Below are 20935 nucleotides of genomic sequence, written 5' to 3' on the forward strand. Positions count from 1 at the left end.
GTAATTAATAACTCTGGTAGTATAAATTTTAAAACCTCTAGTGATAATTCCAAGTAATAATCTATTTTTTACAAAAATCAACATTCTATTTTAATTCACACACAACTTTTGGGATTGATCCATTATTTTATTTCCAAGATGAAGAGAATAGAAAAAAGTAATTTTAATGTAGAGGTGTAAGTTTTTGTTTTTTAGAAGGCTATTGTTTTATCTGTAGTAAAGTTTGATGAAATTAATTTAAAAGTGATTAATTTTTTTGCGTATTTGTAAAAATGTTGTAGATTTGCGGTCTCAAACAAGGTATTGGCCTATGGTGTAATGGTAACACACCGGTTTTTGGTACCGATATTCAAGGTTCGAGTCCTTGTAGGCCAACGAAAGCTTCTAGATTTTCTAGAGGCTTTTTTGTTTTTAGAAAAACTTCTCTCATTTTTCATAGTATAGCAGTTGTAATAGCAAATCTTATAGCTAAAAGTTAAATGTTTACCATGTTTTTTATAAATAGGTTAAAAAAGAGCGCGATATGGACTGAAAGAAGTGAGTTTTAAAGGGATTATGTTCTGTATACATTTGTTTGGTATAAAATAAGTTCCTATATTTGCACAGAATTTCTCAATAATGATGAATGTAGGGGACGAAAGTCCCCTCTTTTTATATCTAAAATGAATCAAGATAGAGTAAAACAATTATTAGAAGAAGCTTTAAGTGAAAATGAATCATTATTTTTGATAGACTTAAAGTTTCTGCCGAATAATAAAATTCAAGTTATAGTTGACGGAGATTCAGGTATTCCCCTGAGTGAGTGTGTGAGGATAAGTAGGAATATTGAGCATAACTTAGATAGAGAAGAAGAAGATTTTTCTCTTGAAGTAACCTCTCCTGATATATCTCATCCATTAAAGGTAAAACGTCAATACAACAAGAATTTAAATAGAATAGTAAAGGTTAAAACGGAAACTCAAGAGTTTGAAGGAACACTGTCTGAAGTTAAAGATGACAGTATTGTTTTAAAATGGAAAGCAAGAGAGCCGAAACCAATAGGGAAAGGGAAACATACCGTTGAAAAAATGGTAGAAGTTACTTTCGAAGAAATTAAAGAAGCAAAAGTGAAGATTATTTTTTAACAGCAGGAAAATGGAAAACATTGCATTAATTGAGTCATTTTCGGATTTTAAAGACAATAAAAGTATAGACAGGGTAACACTAATGTCTATATTAGAAGAGGTGTTTCGTGCGGCATTAAAGCGTAAGTACGGTTCTGATGATAATTTCGATATAATTATAAATCCTGATAAAGGAGATTTAGAAATTTGGAGAAACAGAGTTGTAGTAGCAGATGGAATGTCAGAAGATGATAATGAAGAAATAGAATTATCAGAAGCAAGAAAGATAGAGCCTGATTTTGAAATCGGAGAAGATGTTTCTGAAGAGGTGAAGTTGATAGATTTAGGAAGAAGATCTATTCTTGCGTTACGTCAGAATTTAATCTCTAAAATACATGAGCACGATAGTACAAATGTATTTAAACAGTTTAAAGATTTAGAAGGAGATATTTACAGTGCAGAAGTACACCATATTCGTCACAATGCTGTAATATTACTAGATGATGAAGGAAACGAGATTGTTTTACCAAAAACAGAACAAATTCGTTCAGATTTCTTTAGAAAAGGTGATGCTGTTAGAGGAGTTATAAAAAAGGTAGAGTTAAGAGGAAATAAACCTTCTATAATTTTATCTAGAACGGCTCCTGAATTTTTAGTGAAATTATTTGAGCAGGAAATTCCAGAAGTATTTGATGGTTTAATTACTATTGAAGGTGTAGCTAGAATTCCTGGAGATAAAGCTAAGATAGCTGTAGATTCTTATGATGATAGAATTGATCCTGTAGGAGCATGTGTCGGAGTTAAAGGATCTCGTATTCACGGAATTGTTCGTGAATTAGGGAACGAAAATATAGATGTAATAAACTATACAAAAAACGAACAGTTATTCATTGCAAGAGCATTAAGTCCTGCTAAAGTAACTTCTGTAACTATTCAAAAGTTTGAAGAAGAGAAAAATGGTAAGAAAGGAAGAGTAAATGTTTTATTGAAACCAGAAGAAGTATCTAAAGCAATAGGTAGATCTGGTGTTAACATTAGATTAGCAAGTCAATTAACAGGTTACGAAATAGATGTTCAAAGAGAAGGTTTAGAAGAAGAAGATGTAGAGTTAACAGAATTCTCTGATGAAATAGAAGCATGGGTAATTGAAGAATTCAAGAAGATTGGTTTAGATACAGCGAAGAGTGTATTAGATAAAGACATCACTGAGCTAGTAAAAAGAACCGATTTAGAAGAAGAAACAATTATAGAAGTTCAGCGAATTTTAAGAGAAGAATTCGAGGAATAAGAATAAAATTAATAGGGTTTTTCGATGCCTTTAAATCGAAGTTTAAATAAGTTTTTTAACAAACTTATTTGTAATAAAAGAAGTATAATAACTATTTATGGCTGAAGCTAAAACATTAAGACTAAACAGAGTTTTAAGAGAATTAAATATCTCTTTAGACCGAGCAGTAGAACACTTGGCAAAAAATGGTCACGAAATCGAAGCAAGACCTACGACTAAGATTTCTGATACAGAATATCGAGTGCTTTTAGACGGTTTTCAAACAGATAAGTCTAAGAAGGTTGCATCTAAAGAGGTAAGCGAAGAAAAGCGAAAAGAGAAAGAGGAAATTCGCAAACGATTAGAAGCAGAACAAGAGGCTAAGAGAGCTGAGGAGGTTAAGAAGCAAGAGGTACTTAAGGCAAAGTCAGAAAAACTACAGTTAAAAACTGTGGGGAAAATAGATATTAATAAATCAAAACCTGTAAAAAAGGAAGAGCAGCCTAAAGTAGAAAAGACTCCAGAAAAGAAAGAAGAGAAGGTTGTGACTCCACCACCAGTTGTGGAAGAAAAGAAAGAAGACAAGGTTGAGAAAAAAGCACAACCAAGAAAACCTCTTGTAGAATTAAGAGGTCCTAAAATTATATCTACAATTAAGCAGCCTATTTCTAACAAAAAGAAAGAAGAGCCTAAAAAAGAGGTGAAGCAAACTCCTAAAAAGGAGGAGCCAAAACCAGTGGCTCAACAACAAAAAAAGCAAGCTCCAAAGGAAATTACTCCAGAGAATGCTGAAAAAATTAAAACGAAGTATCAAAAGCTTGATGGTCCTAAAATGACAGGTCAAAAAATTGATTTAAAACAATTTGAAAGACCTAAAAAGAAGAAACCTGAAGCAAAAGATAATAAAGACGCAGACAAGAGAAAGCGTAGAAGAATCTCTAAGCCTGGTACTGGAAATAATAACCAAGGAAACAACACTCAAGGAAACAGAGGTGGTGGACAAGGTAATAACAGAGGCGGCGGTCAAGGAAATCGTGGCGGTGGTCAAGGAAACCGAGGAGGTCAAGGAAATAACCGTGGCGGTCAAGGTGGTAACAGAAGAGGTAACAATAGAAGAGGTAACTTCAGAAGACCAGAGGTTAAGAAGGAAGAGCTTACAGAAGCAGAAATCCAAAAACAAGTAAGAGAAACTCTTGAAAAGCTTCAAGGGAAATCTAATAAAGGTAAGGGAGCTAAGTATCGTAGAGAGAAAAGAGACCAACACCGTCAGCAAGCTGAGGCAGAAATGCAAGCAGCTCAAGAAAAAGTACTTAAAGTAACAGAGTTTGTTACTGTAAGTGAGGTAGCTACCATGATGGATAAACCTGTTACAGATATTATTTCTGCATGTATGATGTTAGGAATGATGGTAACAATGAATCAGCGTTTAGATGCTGAAACACTTAAAATTGTTGCTGAAGAATTCAACTATAAAGTAGAGTTCGTTGGTGCAGAAGTGGAAGAGTCTATTGAAGAGGTAGAAGATAAACCTGAAGATTTATTACCTCGTGCTCCAATTATTACAGTAATGGGACACGTTGATCACGGTAAAACATCGTTATTAGACTACGTTCGTAAGGCAAATGTAATTGCTGGAGAAAGTGGAGGTATCACACAGCATATTGGTGCTTACAGTGTAACTTTAGAAGATGGTCAAAAGATAGCCTTCTTAGATACACCAGGTCACGAGGCCTTTACAGCAATGCGTGCTCGTGGTGCACAAGTTACCGATTTAGTAATTATTGTAATTGCTGCGGATGATGATGTAATGCCACAAACAAAAGAAGCAATTTCTCACGCTCAGGCAGCCAATGTACCTATCGTTTTTGCGATAAACAAGGTTGATAAGCCTAATGCGAATCCAGATAATATTAAAACACAACTTTCTTCTATGAATTTATTAGTAGAAGATTGGGGAGGAAACATTCAATCTCAAGATATTTCTGCTAAAACAGGACAAGGAGTTGAAGAGTTACTAGAAAAAGTGTTATTAGAAGCAGAAGTATTAGAATTAAAAGCGAATCCAGAAAAGAAAGCTATTGGTACTGTAGTAGAAGCTCAGTTAGATAAAGGTAGAGGATACGTTTCAACAATATTAGTACAAGCAGGAACTTTACGTATTGGTGATTACTTATTAGCAGGTAAGCACAGTGGTAAGGTAAGAGCAATGTTTGATGAGCGTGGTAATAAAGTAAAAGAGGCAGGACCTTCAACACCAGTATCTATTTTAGGTTTAGATGGTGCTCCTCAAGCAGGTGATAAGTTTAATGTATTTGAAGACGAAAGAGAAGCAAAACAAATTGCGGCTAAGCGTTCTCAATTACAACGTGAGCAGTCTGTAAGAACTCAGAAAACATTAACATTAGACGAAATCGGTCGTCGTATTGCATTAGGAGACTTCAAAGAGTTAAATATCATCTTAAAAGGAGATGTGGATGGTTCGGTAGAAGCATTAACAGATTCTTTCCAGAAGTTATCTACTGAAGAAATCCAAGTTAACATACTTCATAAAGGAGTAGGAGCAATTACTGAATCTGATGTATTATTAGCATCAGCATCTGATGCAATTATTATCGGATTTAACGTAAGACCTCAGTCAAATGCAAGAATGATAGCAGATAGAGAAGAAGTTGATATTAGAACTTACTCAATTATCTATGATGCTATTAATGACCTTAAAGATGCAATGGAAGGGATGTTATCTCCTGAAATGAAAGAAGAGGTTATTGGTAATGTTGAAATTAGAGAAGTTTATAAGATTTCTAAGATTGGAAACATTGCAGGTTGTATGGTAATGAGTGGTAGAATTACAAGAGACGCTAATATCCGTATCATTAGAGAAGGTATTGTAGTTCATGATGGAGAATTAGCTTCATTGAAACGTTTCAAAGACGATGTTAAGGAAGTTAAGAAAGGATACGATTGTGGTTTACAAATTAAGAACTACAATGATATCAAAGAGAATGATGTTATAGAAGCTTACATTGAAGTTGCTGTTAAAAAGAAACTGAAGTAAGATTTTTATAAAATAATATAAGATGAAAGCCTGTTAATAATAAATATTAACAGGCTTTTTAAGTTAAAAGATTAACGTTTGAATATATTTAGTGATTTAACAAGTTTTTAATATGTAAAACAGTTGTTGATATTACAATTGATTGTCCATGTTTTTAATATAGAGACCAATTTAGTTGAGTCTATTTTATCTATAAGTAAGTTTACATATTATATGTTTTTAATTGGTGAAATTTAATATCCTTATTATTGTTAAATAGTTGTAGTGTATTATGGAGAATTAGCTTCTTTAAAGTGTTTAACGATGATGTTATAGAAGCTTACATTGAAGTTGTTGTTAAAAAGAAACTGAAGTAAGATTTTTATAAAATAATATAAGATAAAAGCCTGTTAATAAACATTAACAGGCTTTCTGATTAAATGGATGCTAGCATTTAAAAATGGATAACACCCACACGTAATTGGGGGACATTACAAAATCATTTTTAGTACTTAAAATAGAAATAGTTGTAATTACTAATACTTCTATTTTCATCCATTTTTAATTGTTGCTATCTAAATTTTATGATAGTACTATATCTGCTTTCAGTTGTTGTACTTTAGCTTTAGTCCAAGCATTTAACATCCAACTTTTCTTTTCTAAATCTTTAATATATCCACCAATTAAATCTATTGTACCTTCATCTTTTACCTTTCCGGCTTTATCTATAATTAAGTTCATTTGGTATAGTAATTTCTTATGATCATCTAACAGAATAAATATCATATCTCTGTCAGTTTGAAAAGGAGAAGTTTCCGAAATGGAAGCAATCTTTAAATATCTACTATATCTACTTACTGGGTGGAATTGTAGCGTAAGTATTCGTTCTGCAATTTCATCAATCTTTACTCTTGCATCTTTATACATGTCTTCAAATTGATCATGTAAATCAAAGAAATTTTCTCCTACGATATTCCAGTGGAAATTTCTTAATTTTTGATAATAGACATGATAATCGGCTAATAATTGATTTAATTCTTTTGCTATTGTTAAGTTTTCTTCTTTATTTCTAGTTAAATAATTCATGTTTAGTATTTTAATTTTATATTAATGTTATGTTGAACAAACTGTGTTGAGTTTGTATAATTCAATCTCTATTTAGAGAGTTAATAAAAAAATTAGAATATTTCAGTCATTATTAATAACTCAGACTCAAGGTTTTCTTCATCTACAGTAGAAATGATAAAATTTCTATCATCATTTAACATTACTTTACCAGTAAATTCTTTAGGAGTGACTAGTGTTGAAACTTCGTAAGATAAAATTTTTGGTTCGTTGTGATAAATACCTTGTAATGAATTGTCTTTTCCTAACTTGTAAGAAACTATATATGCTTCATCATAATTTTTATCTCTATCATTATCAGTCATTACAATTTTTACTACTTCAGTAGCAGTATCAATTCGATCTTGATTTAATTTGTAGCGATCTTTTTCATCAAATTTTACATCTTGTTCTCTTAATGTAATAATTTTTTGCTTTTTAGAAGTTCATTTGTTGTTTTCAAAGACTTTAATTTTTTCAATTTCTGTGGTTTTAATGAAATCAGATTTTAAAGCATCTTGTTGAGAAAATAAAGTTCCGATTCCGAATAGTGTACCTATTAATATTGTTTTGTTCATAATATAAGTTTTAATTAAAAGTATTTTCTTTAAAGATGCATACTACTTTACATCATTGATTGTATTATTAAATAAATACACTACAAAATTACTAGATGTATAGGCTTTGGTTTAGCTCAATACATTTTAAGCTTAACTCATTTAGTAAATAGGTTTTTAAGTTTTACTTTTTTATGAAAAGAGCTAAGATTAAAATTGTAAAAGTCAATTGGTTATGTTTTTTTGTGTAGTTTATAATGAAACAAATAAAACACATATCATGAAAATTAATAAGTATTTAAAGACAAGAAGAAGAAGAGCTAAGCCTTTTAAGCAGAAGTATAGTTCAGCAAAAAATATAATTATCAAATTAGGTATCGCAACATTGTTTATATATATAGTATTGGCAATTATTCTAGTCAACATTGAAATTTGATAGTACATGCTATTTACAAAAAACTGTTTTTTAATATTTAGAAAGTATTTACGAAAATAGATTAAAAGGTATCACATATAGGTTAGCGGATTAAATAGGAGTGAATGTACTGTAATATTGTACACTAATTAATCAACTAGGTTTTATGAAAACAAGATTTCTGTTTGCCTTTTTATTTATAAGTCTACTTTCTTATGGAACTGAAAAGTTCCCAAAAGACTCTTTGTCTGAATTTAAAAGTAGATTCAATTCACGATACAATGTCAATATACATAAAGACATTTCACAGAACTTTACATGGGATAATATAGAACAATGGTATCCGACTAGCACTGAAATTATCGATGATAGAGATAAAGCATCTAGTTCTTTTAAAGTAATAGAAGAACATGAATCTTGGGTAGATTCTTTTTCTAATGAAGACATTCAAGAGTTACCTGTAGGTGTAAAATACACAAACGGGAACATTCAATACGCTATTGGAATTACGCATGCAGATATTTACAAAGATCATACAGAATTAACTGTTTTTGCTAGAGTGCGTTTACCACAAACCAATCAAAATGGTATACCAATTGAGCTATTTTTCGGTGCAAACAATGTGAAGTTATCACATCAGGGAGGAATTATAGGGGAAGCTAATTTAGTTCTGTTAGGAGATATGCACATTCCATTAAATTCAGGAAAATGGATGCTAACGCTTAATGGAGGTTTTGATTATAAATCAGGAAAAACTGAAAATAAAACCTATGTAACGATCACATGTGATGGAGTAAAAGAATTGGCAATTGAAGGAGAAGTAGAGTTTTCTAGAAGCTTAATTTTACCAGTAGAATCGAATGGAAAAGTAAATGAAACCAAAACTCAGATTGCTAAGCAAATAATTACAGAGAATGGAACACAATCTATTCAAGTTCCATATCGAGTAAAAGGAGGTTTTAAAATAGTGGCTTCTGATTGGAATGATTTATTGGTAGGGATTAATCTACAACCTTTTGTATTAGCAAAGAAAAGAAATCAGAAAAACTATGAAGGAAATTTTCAATTCCATGTAAATAATGCAGTATTAGATTTTAGTGATTTAAGAAATGATTCAAAAGTTGTTTTTCCACAGAGCTATCAAGAAAAAGGATTACTACTTCCAGCGGAGGAAACTTGGAGAGGAGTTTATATTAATACTATAGAAGTTAGACTACCTAAAGAGTTTAAAACTTCAGAAACCATTTCTCAAGATAAAAGAATAGCATTTGGTGCTCATCATTTATTGTTAGATAATTATGGAGTATCAGGATCTTTTTACGGAGAGAATATCTTCACTATAGATAAAGGAAGAACCAATAAGAAAAAAGCTTGGGCATATTCACTAGATAGGATAGAAATAACTTTAGATGCTAATAAATTAAAGAAAGCGTCTTTTAATGGAAAAATACAATTACCAGTTTCTAAAAATGACAGAAGAGTAGGTTTAAATTATAAAGGATTAATTTCTGACGAAGAATATTCATTGACAGTTAGTAATGATTCAGTCATAGATTTTAATTTATGGAAAGCGAAAGGAGAACTTTTACCGAATAGTGCTATTGAGTTAAAAGTGAAGGATGGTGAGTTTAAACCTAAAGCAGTATTGCATGGAAGATTGGCAGTAAGTGCTAGTCAAAAGGAAAATTTAGAAAACGAAGGAGAGGAAATTGTAGATGCATCTGGAAAGAAAAAATTAGTTGAGTTTAAAGGAATAGAATTTCAAAACTTAGTTTTAAAAACAGAAGGCAGCGTTTTTTCAGTAGACTATATGGGATATAAAGGTCAAAGTTTACTAGGGAATTTTCCTGTATCCATCTCTAAAATCGGAATTACAGCTAATGAAACAAATGCCAACTTATATTTTGATATTGGCGTTAACTTAATGGGAGAAAACAATGGTTTTGCAGCCAATACAAGTTTAGCCATTATAGGTGCTTTTGAGGAAAAAGATCACAAACAAAAATGGAAGTTTAAAGAACTGAAGTTAGAGGCGATATACTTAAAAGCCGATATGGGAGGCTTCTCTATGGAAGGAAGTTTAAAGTTAATGAATAACGATCCTGAGTATGGAGATGGTTTTGCCGCCAGCTTAAAAGCAGAGTTTAAATCTGGAAAAGGAATAAAAGTAGCAGCAAAAGGAGTTTTTGGAAAGACAGATTTTAGGTATTGGCAATTTGAAGCAATGGTTGATAATTTGCCACCAGGTACCGGAACTGGTTTGATAAACTTAGAAGGTTTTTCTGGAGGAGCATCATACCGAATGCGAAGAACAGATTTTAGTTCTTCTTTTTCTCCATCTGGAATAGGATATACTCCCGATAGAAATGTAGGTTTAGGTGTAAAAGCCATGGTAATGTTTAATGCCATTAAAAAAGAAATTATAAAAGGAGGTGCAGGATTTGAAATTGTTTTTAATAGAAGTGGAGGAGTTAATTTTTTAGGTTTTTATGGTCAAGCAACGTTTATGGATGTAAAAATTCCAGGAATGGATAAAGTAAGCGGATTGATGTCTAAACTAAAAGAGAACACCACAGCTCGAACAAAGTTTTTAGGAGTAACAGACGAAAATGTATCTAATTCTTGGGTAGGGAAAAATTTACTAGACAAAGCTTCAGGAGATTTCCCGCAATCGCCAACAGATAAAATGGCAATTAGTGCTAAAGTGTCTATTACGTACGATTTTGAAAACAAAGTATTACATGGAGAGTTAGATTCTTTTGTAAATGTAGCAGGAGGTTTTGTAAAAGGTGTTGGACCTGGCGGAAGAGCTGGTTGGGCAGTATTACATTTTGCACCTAAAGAATGGTATATCTACGTAGGTACGCCAGAAGATCGTTTAGGATTACAAATAGGGGTAGGATCTATAAGAGTAAAAACAGGTGGTTATTTTATGACAGGTTCAAAACTTTTACCTTCTCCACCGCCGCCGCCTTTAGTAGCAGAAATTATAAGAGTAGATAGGAAAGAATTAGATTATATGCGCGATGAAAACGCACTTGCTAGTGGAGGAGGATTCGCATTTGGTACGAATCTATCTATTGATACTGGAGATTTAAGATTCTTAATTTTTTATGCAAGTTTTAGAGCTGAAGCAGGTTTCGATATTATGTTGAGAAACTATGGAGAAGCAAAATGTTCTAATACAGGAAAACAAGTTGGTATTAATGGTTGGTATGCAAACGGACAAGCATATGCAGCCATGCAAGGAGAATTAGGACTACGCATTAAGCTATTCTTCATAAAAAAGAAAATATCAATTATAAAAGGAGCAGCAGCAGTTTTATTACAAGCAAAAGCACCAAACCCTATTTGGATGCGAGGTTATTTAGCAGGAGAATTTAGTGTACTAGGAGGCTTGGTAAAAGGAGGTTTCCGATTTAAAATGAGTTTAGGGGAAGAGTGTGTGTTTGATACTGGAGCACCGCTGGGCGGATTGAAAATTATATCAGATGTTACTCCTAAAAATGAGTCCAAAGATATAGATGTATTTGCCATTCCTCAAGCAAGTTTCAGCATGAAAGTAGGAGAGCCAATTGTAATTCCTGAAGATGATGGTGATAAAACATATAAAATCATTTTAGAAAAGTACAAGGTATTTCATAAAGGAAAAGAAATTCCGGGTGTTATAGAATGGTCAAGACATAAGGACAGAGCAAATTTTGTATCTACGGATATTTTACCTCCAAATGAGCCTATAACTGTACAAGTAGAAGTTACTTTTAAAGAAAAAATTAATGGAATTTTCAGAACCATTATGGTTGATGGTAAACCTGCAGTTGAAGTAGAAGAAAGAACTTTTACAACAGGTAAAGCTCCAACTAATATTCCGTTACATAATATCACATATGCATATCCAGTATTAGATCAAAAATACTTTTTAGAAGACGAGTATAAGCAAGGGTATATTCAACTAAAAAGAGGTCAGGATTATTTATTTGATAATACACAATGGAAAAGTAATATAGTGTATTATGATGATACAAAATTAATTGGTAAGAGCACCTTCAATTATCATACAGCAGATAATATCATTAGTTATGACTTACCTAACATTTCTCAGCAAACTAAATATCATATAAGTATTGTTAGTGAACCTAAAAATGCAGGAAATACATCAAGTAATTCAAATGATGATGATTATGAAAGAGTAGATTTAAATAATTCAGAAGGAAACTCCGTAGAAATTCAACAAATAAAAGCAGCTAATCTTTCTAAAGAAAGTGGATCTATAGAGCGTTTAGCCTATGATTTTACTACTTCAGAGTATAAAACTTTTAAAAGAAAGGTAAATGCAATGAAGGTAAGTGATTATAAATGGTTTCCTATTTATTCAGATGTCATTTATTTAAATAACTCAATTAAAAAACACGAACCTTTTGATTTAGTAGATTTAAAAGGAGTGGTGTACACAGATTACAAACCATTAGTAACTATTGAGGCAACTTTAGAAGATGATTATTATAAAAAAGATATGAATCCGCCGTTGTATTCAAAATATCCGATGGCTGGCTATCGCTTTACCAACAGAAATGATAGTGAATTAGGAACACCTCCAAAATATGCATTACCAATAGTAGAAAGCTATTTAACAAATTTAGAATATGATGTGAATAAGCATGAATTAGAAACCATGTTTCCTTACAGATATAATTTAGGTTTAGCATATAAATCAGATTGGGTAGATATTCATGAGCAATTAGTAAATGCACACATAGATGGTTTTATACAAGCAAATGATCCTGTATTGAACTTTTTAGATGAAGATTATGTTTTTATGAGATATGGATTTTATAAAACAAAACTGATTTACAATTTACCTGGAGGGAAAAAAGGTTCAGAAGCAATTTTCCAATTTAAAAATCCAAATAAGTTTAGATAATAACATTTACACCCCTAGAATTTATGAAAAGTTTATATATAAAAGCCAAAAAGTATTTGGTTGTTTTACTACTGCTTTTATGGAGTGGTCATATGTTTGGTCAAGTACAAACGCCAGAGGAAAGCATACAAATTATTTCAAGAGTACAAAAAGATAGAGTTTTGTTGCGTTGGGCAGCAAATACTCCAAGTGCTTGGAAAACCACAAATGCATCGGGATTTGTTTTAGAAAAATATGTGTTAGCCAGAGATGGAAAGCGTTTACAAACACTAGAAAAGGTATGGGAAAAAACAATAAAAGCAGATCCGTTAGAAACTTGGGAAGAGTTAGTAAATAATAATGACGATGCTGCGGTAATAGCTCAAGCTATTTTTGGAGAAAGTTTTTATGTGAGTGGTGGAAAAAGTACACAACTAGCAGATATTTATAATTTATCGAATGAAATTACACAGCGTTTTTCATTTTCATTATTAACTGCAGATGCCAATTTTGAGATAGCAAAAAAAGCAGGTTGGGGATATGAAGATACAGAGGTAAAACAGAATGAAAAATATGTATATAAGATAAAAGGGAATACGTTATCTGGAGGAAAGTTTATAAAAGGTACAGCTACTATTGCTTCAACAAAAGAGTATGAACCATTACCAAAACCCATTGATTTACGAGGAGTTTTTGGAGATAAAAACGTAGTGTTAACTTGGGAGTATGCTTTGTTTAAAAAGATATTTACTTCTTATAATTTAGAACGTTCAGAAGACGGTGTAAACTTTAAGCCTCTAAGTAAAGAACCAATTGTAAACTTAAATGATAAGCCAAATGCACCTGCAAAGAGAATCTTTTACATAGACTCTTTGGCTAGTAATGATAAAACCTATTATTATCGTGTAAACGGAATTACTTCTTTTGGAGAAAAGAGTGATTATTCAAAAGTGATTTCAGGAAAAGGTAGTCCTATTTTACCATACACTCCAAGAATAATAGATGTAAAGTTAACGAAGAAGGCTAATGAAGCAGAAATTTTTTGGGATTTTCCTAAAAAAGGAGAAGCAATTATTCAAAAGTTTCAATTATTAATTGCGCCTAAAGATGAAGGACCTTACAAGGTAGAAAAGGACAGTATTGGAGTAACGAATCGAAGATTAATTGTATCTCAATTGGCTTCTTCAAATTATGTGAAGATAAAAGCTGTAGGTAAAAATCCGAAACAACAAAAAAGTTCTTTCTCAACCTTAATTCAACCAGTAGATACCATACCTCCTGATGCTCCAATTAACTTACAAGGAAAGATAGATAGTTTAGGAGTAGTGCGTGTAACTTGGAAACAAAATGAAGAAAGTGATTTATTAGGGTATAGAATTTTTAGAGGTTTTACCAAAGAAGAAGAACCTTCTCAAATAACAGAGACTCCTTTTGCGAATAACTCTTTCACAGATTCAGTTGAAATAGAGAGTTTAAACTCAAAAGTTTATTATCAAGTTGTTGCTGTAGATAAAAGATTCAATCACTCAGAAAAGTCGGTTGTTTTAGTGTTAGAAAAACCTGACGTAATTCCTCCTACAGCTCCTGTTTTTTCAGACTATGATGTACAAGAAGGAAAGATTCAATTAAAATGGATACGTTCTTCAGAAGAAGGAGAAGTAACTCATGTATTATCACGAAAAAACTTAACTGAGAATTCAGAGTGGAAAACAGTGTTAACTACAAAAGATACAATTCAACAATTTGAAGATACACAATTAAAGGGGAATCATACTTACAGGTATCGTATTAAAGCAATTGACAGATCTGGATTATCATCAAAACCATCTTCACCTTTAACAATACAAGCACAATCATTGGAAGTTTTAACAGGTGTTAAAGGCTTGAATTACGTTGTGAATAGAGAAACCAACCAAATTGAAATTTTTTGGAGAGCAGATGAAAAAGAGATTTCTGAATACACTTTATACAAGCAATTAAAAGAAGAAAAACCGAGTACTTGGCGTGTTTTACCAGGTGCTATAAAAAAGGTAATAGACACAGAGGTAAGTCCGAATGAAACTTACATCTATCATGTTAGAGCATCGTTGTTAAATGGCGATTTCACAAAAGTAAAAACCATTGAAGTAAAATTTTAGAAGATGAAAAAGTATATACAAATATTTTTTACGGTCGTATTGTTATCAATAACAGGATTGATACATGGTCAAGAAGCATATTTTGAATTAAGTATTTCAGGATATGTACAAGATGGAGGAAGAAGTTGTGGAAGCCAAAGAGGTTTACAATGGATAGAGTTAGTATATGAAGATGGAAGAGTTGATAGGTATTTTGATCCTGGTATTTATGAAAACAGAGCATTAGTGACTCCTAAAGTAAAATTTTATGACTCTAATAAAATACGAACGATTAGATTTCATACCAATAGAAGGTATAAGAGATTTGGTGATTGTAGGTCTGACAGGTCTACTGGTGAGTATAACATGAGAAGAAGTTATAAAAGATGTAACAATAGAAGGTTAGAGTTTAATGGTTGGCTTAGTGTTGGTGGATATGCAGATATTAAGATTGTACCCGTAATAAAATTAAGAAGACCGCCAGGACTATTTAATTTTGGATCTAAAGATTATTTAAGAATACCAGCTATAAATGGAGGTAGTAGACTAGATTTTCATTGGGAGTATTCATTTAGTCCATTTGGAACCTATACTCCATTACCAGCTTATACTCAGGACAGAAATTTTTTAGAAGTTAAAGGAGAAGATTTCTTAGATCCTGAGAGAGATCATGGGAGATTAGTTTACATAAGAGTAAATACTCGTTGTAGAAGAAATTCACCTGTGCCTGTCTCCAATAGTATTAGTTTTCGCTTTTTCAGAGATGCACCAAGGTTTATTGATAGTACCAGTGAGCCCACAACATGTTACACGGCTACAGATGGAAAGATAAGATTAAGGTTTGATAGAAGTTTGTCACCAGGAGAAGTGTTGAGTATTACAAGTTCAAATCCGAATTTTAGAACAAGCGATTATGCAAATCTTACTGCGAGTGATTTTAGTGCTGGTAATTGGATTGAAATTAAAGATTTAGCTCCAGGTGTGTATCCTTTGGCAGTCTCAGGTTTTTACAGGGGGGCAAATACTTATACAGAATCAATCAATCATAGAAGGACGGTTACAGTTACTCGTCCAGAGCCAGTTGAATTTTGGTTGGATAATACAGATGTTTTTTGTCATGGAGGAAGTGATGGAACTATAAAAATATCTGCAAAAGGAGGAAGAAGTGGAGTGTTTCAATATACATTTAAAGAAGAAACAGATACTTCACCAATAGCAGCAAGCGATTGGAAAACCTTTGTAAATAGAGGAGGATCGCCTTCGTATCAAGTAGCAGAAGTTGTAGAAAACTTAAAAAAGGGAACATATAAAATTAGAGTAAGAGATGCGAATGGCTGTGAAGCTAAAGAAGTGACAAGAGATGCTAGTGGAAATGTAATAGGAGTGAATCCTTTATTAGAAAGATCAATAGAAGTAAAAGAGCCAGAAAAAGCATTAAATGTATCCTTAACAAGTGGAGGAACTATTAATCCTAGTGGATTTGGTTTTTCAGACGGACAAATCGTAGCGCACATTACAGGAGGAACTCCATTGCATGGAGGTCAGTATAATTACATTTGGACACATGAGAAAGATGGAATTATAACTACTTGGTCAGATGTTAAAGAAGAATTTGTATCAGGAGAAGAAGGTTGGTTTTTAACCTTAGAAAATGGAATTGATGGTACCTATTCATTAATAGTGACGGATGGAAACTTTAGCGGAGCGATTAATACAGAAGGTTGTGTTGCAAGTGCCAATACAACATTAATAGAACCAGATAAACTATCTGTAAGTATTCAAAAAACAAATCCGATTTCATGTAATCCTGCAAATACTTTTGGAGATACAGTTGACGATGGTGAATTAACGGCAATTGCTGATGGAGGTATACCTTTTGATCCTTTAATAGATGGAAAATATAAGTACGAATACACTTGGAAGAAAAAAGATGCGGCGGGAGTATATCAAATTATTTCTGGAGAAAATGGAGATGTTTTAAGTGGCAGAGAAGAAGGAGAGTATGCCGTAAATATTAAAGATAAAAATGGAATTATAGTTGGAACTTACATTAGTAATATTTTAGATACTTCTAATGATGCAACTTATAATTTAACACCACCAGATTTATTAAAAATAGAATATACAAAGCAAGATGTTTTTTGTAATAAAGGAACTGATGGCGCTATTGATGTAACAATCAAAGGAGGAACAGGTGCTTACACAATTCTTTGGAGTACCAATGAAACAACTGAAGATATTTCAAATTTAGTAGCTGGTAGTTACACAATTATGGTAACTGACGAAAAAGGATGTAATGGACAAGAAACAATTCAAATAGAAGAACCTAAAGAACCTCTTAAAATAGCATATCGATTTTTTGAACCAACTTTTGCAGGAGCAACAAATGGATGGTTAGAAGCTACAATTACTGGAGGAACTCCATTAGATTCAGGAGAGTATACGTTTCTTTGGCAAAACAGTTTAGGAAATGATTTAGTCAGTCAAGCAACAGTGTCAGCAAATGTAATTACACTGAATGATTTAGGAGAAGATACTTATAAGTTAACGATTCAGGATAAAAATTATCCGTTGGCAATAGACAAACCTAATTGTACCATTATTGAAAGTGAGTATTTCTTAAATGATCCAGAACCTTTACAAGCATCAATAAAAATAAACAAAGAAATATCTTGTAATGGGAATAACATTTATGGCGATCCATTTTCTGATGGAGAGTTGGAAGTAGTTGCTAGAGGAGGAATCAGATTGCAACCAAGTCAAAATGGAGGATTGCCTTATTTCTATACTTGGAAAAAAGAAACAAGTCCAGGAGTGTGGACAGAATTAACTTCTTACACAACCAATATTGCATCTGGATTAGGAGAAGGAAATTATGCTGTAAATATAAAAGATGCTAATGGAATTGTTTTGGGTGAGTATCAGAATAACATTTTAGTAATAGAGAAAGATATTACTCAAGAAATTAAAGAACCAACTTTATTAGAGGTTGATATTAAAAAACAAGATGCTTATTGTATAGGAGGAAGTGATGGTTGGATTGAAGCTTTTCCTAAAGGAGGAACTGCACCATATACTTTTGAATGGGAACATGGTGAAAATACTTCTAAAATAGAAGGTTTATCAAAAGGAACTTATAAATTAAAAATTACCGATAGTAGAGATTGTATTGTTGAAATAGAAGTACCAATTGAAGAACCTAAGCAAGCATTAAGTATTACATTTTCTGAGTTTGCTACACCATCAACAAAAGACGCTTCTGATGGTTGGATAAAAGCTATTATTGAAGGAGGAACACCTACAAATTTAGGAACTTATACTTATTATTGGCAAGATGCTTCAGGGAATTTATTAAATGCCCAAACCAGTTCGCAGTTTATCAATAATAAATTCGAAATTATATTAAATAATGTACCTAAGGGAGCATACTATTTAACTATTGAAGATGCTAACTATAATATTGCAACGACAAAAGAAGGTTGCACACATATTGATGAAGAGTTTATTTTATACGACCCAATAGAGGCTACAATTAGTATTGAAACACCAATTTCATGTAATCAAGATAATACATTTAGTAATCCTTTTTCAGATGGGGCTTTAAAAGTAGTAGTTACAGGAGGTTTACCTTTTAGTACAGGAAACCCTTATAAATACATTTGGAAAAAGCAAAATGATGCTGGAGTTTATGAAGATTTAGGAGTTGATAATGAAATTTTATCAAATATTTCTGACGGAAATTATGCCTTGAATGTAGAAGACAGTAGAGGTGTTGTTATTGGAACATATGATAGTCTTAATTTAATACGAGCTATAGATGAATTGTTCACTTTTGAAGAGCCTGAACTTTTAACAGTAAAGTTAACAGCTACAGAAATATCATGTGAATCGGGTAATAATGGTACTGCTACAGTAGAAATATCTGGAGGAATAGCACCTTATGAAATTCAATGGTCTAATGGAGATACCACGACAACAGCTACCAATTTAATAGCAACTAATTACGTAGTATTTGTAACAGATGCCAGAGGTTGTCAGGCAACAGGAAATATAACATTAGCTCCTCCAGGCGGATTAAGAATAGAACCATTAGTTAAGAAAAATCCGACTTGTTTTAAAGGAAATGACGGAGAGATAGCATTGCAAATTTCAGGAGGAGTTTCACCGTACACTTACTCTTGGAATACAGGCGAAACTTCTACAACAATTTCAAACTTAACAGAAGGTAGTTATGTATTTACATTAGAAGATGCAAAAGGCTGTAAAGCATTTGTTGAATTTACATTAGAACATCCAGAAGAGATAACAATTGACCTAGGAGAAGATAAAACCTTATGTAATAGCCAGTCTTTTGTGTTAAATGGTAGTATAAACGATTCAGGTGCTACTTATGTGTGGACTTCGGATAATGGTTTTGCAGCTTCTGAGGCTGAAGTAACCGTTACAAAACAAGGAATATATACAGTAACAGCAACTTCTGTTGATGGTTGTATAGCTTCTGATACGATAGAAATTTCATATAACAATGCCAATATTGATGCTGACTTATTAATGTCTTCTCAAGCATATGTAAATGAAGAGGTTGTGATTTTTAATGGAAGTGATCATTCACCAGAATTTTTTGAATGGATATTACCAGACAATGTAACAATCATAGAAACTAGAGCAAATTCAATTGTAGTAAAATTTGAAACAGCAGATAGTTATGAAATAGGTCTAAGATCTAAGCAAGGAGAGTGTTCTCAGGAAATTTATAAAACGATTGTAATAGAAGAAGCAAATGAATTGGTAGATGGAAATAATGCTGATAGACCATTTATTGAATCATTTACAATATCGCCAAATCCAAATCCTGGAGTATTTTCTACTTATGTAAAACTAGCCGAACCTAGCGAAATTTCTATCCGAATATTTACAATGCAAGGAGAGTTAATAGATCGATTGAATGTGTCTGAGATATTAGATGAGCATGAGTCTCAGTTCAATGTTTATATGTCATCAGGAATGTATGTTGTTGTACTAGAAACAGCAAAACAGACAAGAGTTAAAAGAATGATTGTAAACTAAAACAAGATGAAACAGTATTTTAAATTAAGCATTATTTTATTGATGTTGTTTGTAGGAATTACTTCTTGTTATGAAGAAACAGTAATTACAGTCAATTCGTTATTTGAAGTAACGTATGTAAACGGAGATCAATCAGTACCAGTAGGTATAAAAATAGCCAACAAAACAGAAGGAGCAGAAACTTATGAATGGACTTTTGAAGGAGCCAATACATCAACATCTTCAGATAAAAATCCAGCTACTATTGTATATACTACACCAGGTACTTATAAAATAACATTAAAAGCTTCTAATGCCGATGGTGAAGAAGATACATTTGAAAAGAATGTAACCATATTAGAAGCAATAGATATTGATTTTTCAGTAGAAATTATAGAGAATAATTTTTCACCAGTAACAATTCAAATAGAGAATAAAACTATTGGAGAAAATTTAAGTTATTCATGGTCTTTTGAAGAAGGAATGCCAGTAACATCTTCTGATAGAAATCCAGAAAATGTAGTTTTTGAAGGAGAAGGAACCTATCGTATTCATGTAAAAGTATCGAACGGATTTGAATCTTTTGAAAAAGAAGTAACAATAGAAGTATTACCAGAATTAGAGGTAGATTTTGATTGGACTTTTGATGGATTTGATGACGATACTCAAGCACCAGCTAACATTACTTTAGAAAATAAAACGATTAGTGCAACTTCTTATGCATGGACTTTTGAAGGAGGAGACCCTGCAACTAGTTCAGAAGAAAATCCAAAGGTGTTATTTCAAAATGCTGGGACTTATGCAATAACATTAGAAGCATCAAACGATAAACAAACGAAACGTACAACAAAAAGCATTACAATTTTACCAGACACTAACCTTCGAACGTTTGAAGAAGTTCAGTTAGGAATAAACATAGCGCATAATACGAATTCGGTTGGAGCATTCTTTTCAAGTGAATTAAGAAAAACGTTATCAGCAAATGAAGTAACTAACGAAAACGGAAGTAAAATAGACATTGCTTTTTTCGGATTAAATGATCGTTTCAATTTTAACAAGTTTGTAAGTCCTGATGAAGTAACAACGAATGGTTTTACAGCCATTCCTAATGCTATACATACAAAATTCATTAACTCAATAGAAAATTGCAATTGTGGAGTAAGCTTTACAGAAGCCCAATTTGATGCAATGGTTAACGATCAACCTTTACAAGCTCTAAATATCACAGAAACCACAGAAGGATTGCTTCATTTTAACAATGATATTGTTCCTAGAATTATACTTTTTCAAACAGCAGACGGACGAAAAGGAGCTATAAAAATCAAGGAATTCATAGCAAATGGCAACAGCTCATATATTATTTGCGACATTAAAATTCAAAAATTGCCGTAA

The 20935-nt window shown here is 32.2% G+C and carries 10 protein-coding genes and 1 tRNA gene; 8 read left to right on the forward strand and 3 right to left on the reverse strand.

Annotated elements, in window-relative coordinates; genetic code table 11:
- Positions 1–304: 304 nt before the first annotated feature.
- The 4 genes from EYW44_RS14345 to infB all read left to right on the forward strand — a co-directional run bounded on the left by EYW44_RS14345 (position 305) and on the right by infB (position 5425).
- A tRNA-Gln gene (locus tag EYW44_RS14345) sits at positions 305–375 on the forward strand.
- Between the two features lie 287 nt (positions 376–662).
- Positions 663–1124 carry a ribosome assembly cofactor RimP gene (rimP, locus tag EYW44_RS14350; protein WP_132724365.1) on the forward strand — a complete coding sequence of 154 codons (462 nt, stop codon included), beginning with the start codon at positions 663–665 and terminating at the stop codon, positions 1122–1124.
- 10 nt (positions 1125–1134) lie between these two features.
- On the forward strand, positions 1135–2391 hold the full coding sequence (gene nusA / locus EYW44_RS14355; protein ID WP_132724366.1) for a transcription termination factor NusA: 1257 nt from the start codon (positions 1135–1137) through the stop codon (positions 2389–2391).
- Positions 2392–2488: 97 nt separating this feature from the next.
- Positions 2489–5425, forward strand: coding sequence for a translation initiation factor IF-2 (gene infB, locus EYW44_RS14360; RefSeq protein ID WP_132724367.1), 2937 nt, complete (start codon positions 2489–2491; stop codon positions 5423–5425).
- Between the two features lie 561 nt (positions 5426–5986).
- On the opposite strand, the gene EYW44_RS14365 is transcribed toward infB, so the two are convergent.
- The 3 genes from EYW44_RS14365 to EYW44_RS22715 all read right to left on the reverse strand — a co-directional run bounded on the left by EYW44_RS14365 (position 5987) and on the right by EYW44_RS22715 (position 7086).
- A complete protein-coding gene (locus tag EYW44_RS14365; protein WP_132724368.1) occupies positions 5987–6490 on the reverse strand; it encodes a Dps family protein in 504 nt (167 codons plus the stop codon).
- 92 nt (positions 6491–6582) lie between these two features.
- Entirely contained in the window at positions 6583–6834 is a 252-nt protein-coding gene (locus tag EYW44_RS14370; RefSeq protein ID WP_132724369.1) for a hypothetical protein, read from the reverse strand.
- Between the two features lie 120 nt (positions 6835–6954).
- Complete coding sequence (locus tag EYW44_RS22715) at positions 6955–7086, reverse strand: hypothetical protein (protein ID WP_256369378.1); 132 nt, start codon at positions 7084–7086, stop codon at positions 6955–6957.
- 560 nt (positions 7087–7646) lie between these two features.
- Between EYW44_RS22715 and EYW44_RS14375 the strand changes: the two genes are divergently transcribed.
- From EYW44_RS14375 to EYW44_RS14390, 4 genes are read left to right on the forward strand one after another with little or no spacing between them, the layout of a single operon-like run.
- The gene (locus EYW44_RS14375; protein ID WP_132724370.1) at positions 7647–12401 is read left to right on the forward strand and encodes a hypothetical protein; all 4755 of its coding nucleotides are present in this window, start codon (positions 7647–7649) and stop codon (positions 12399–12401) included.
- Positions 12402–12424: 23 nt separating this feature from the next.
- Positions 12425–14518 carry a hypothetical protein gene (locus EYW44_RS14380; protein WP_132724371.1) on the forward strand — a complete coding sequence of 698 codons (2094 nt, stop codon included), beginning with the start codon at positions 12425–12427 and terminating at the stop codon, positions 14516–14518.
- Between the two features lie 3 nt (positions 14519–14521).
- Positions 14522–19564 (forward strand): T9SS type A sorting domain-containing protein, encoded by a 5043-nt coding sequence (locus EYW44_RS14385; protein WP_132724372.1) that lies wholly within the window; start codon positions 14522–14524, stop codon positions 19562–19564.
- A gap of 6 nt (positions 19565–19570) precedes the next feature.
- On the forward strand, positions 19571–20935 hold the full coding sequence (locus tag EYW44_RS14390; protein WP_132724373.1) for a PKD domain-containing protein: 1365 nt from the start codon (positions 19571–19573) through the stop codon (positions 20933–20935).

The organism is Tenacibaculum sp. M341, assembly GCF_004337695.1.
Taxonomy (GTDB): Bacteria; Bacteroidota; Bacteroidia; order Flavobacteriales; family Flavobacteriaceae; genus Polaribacter.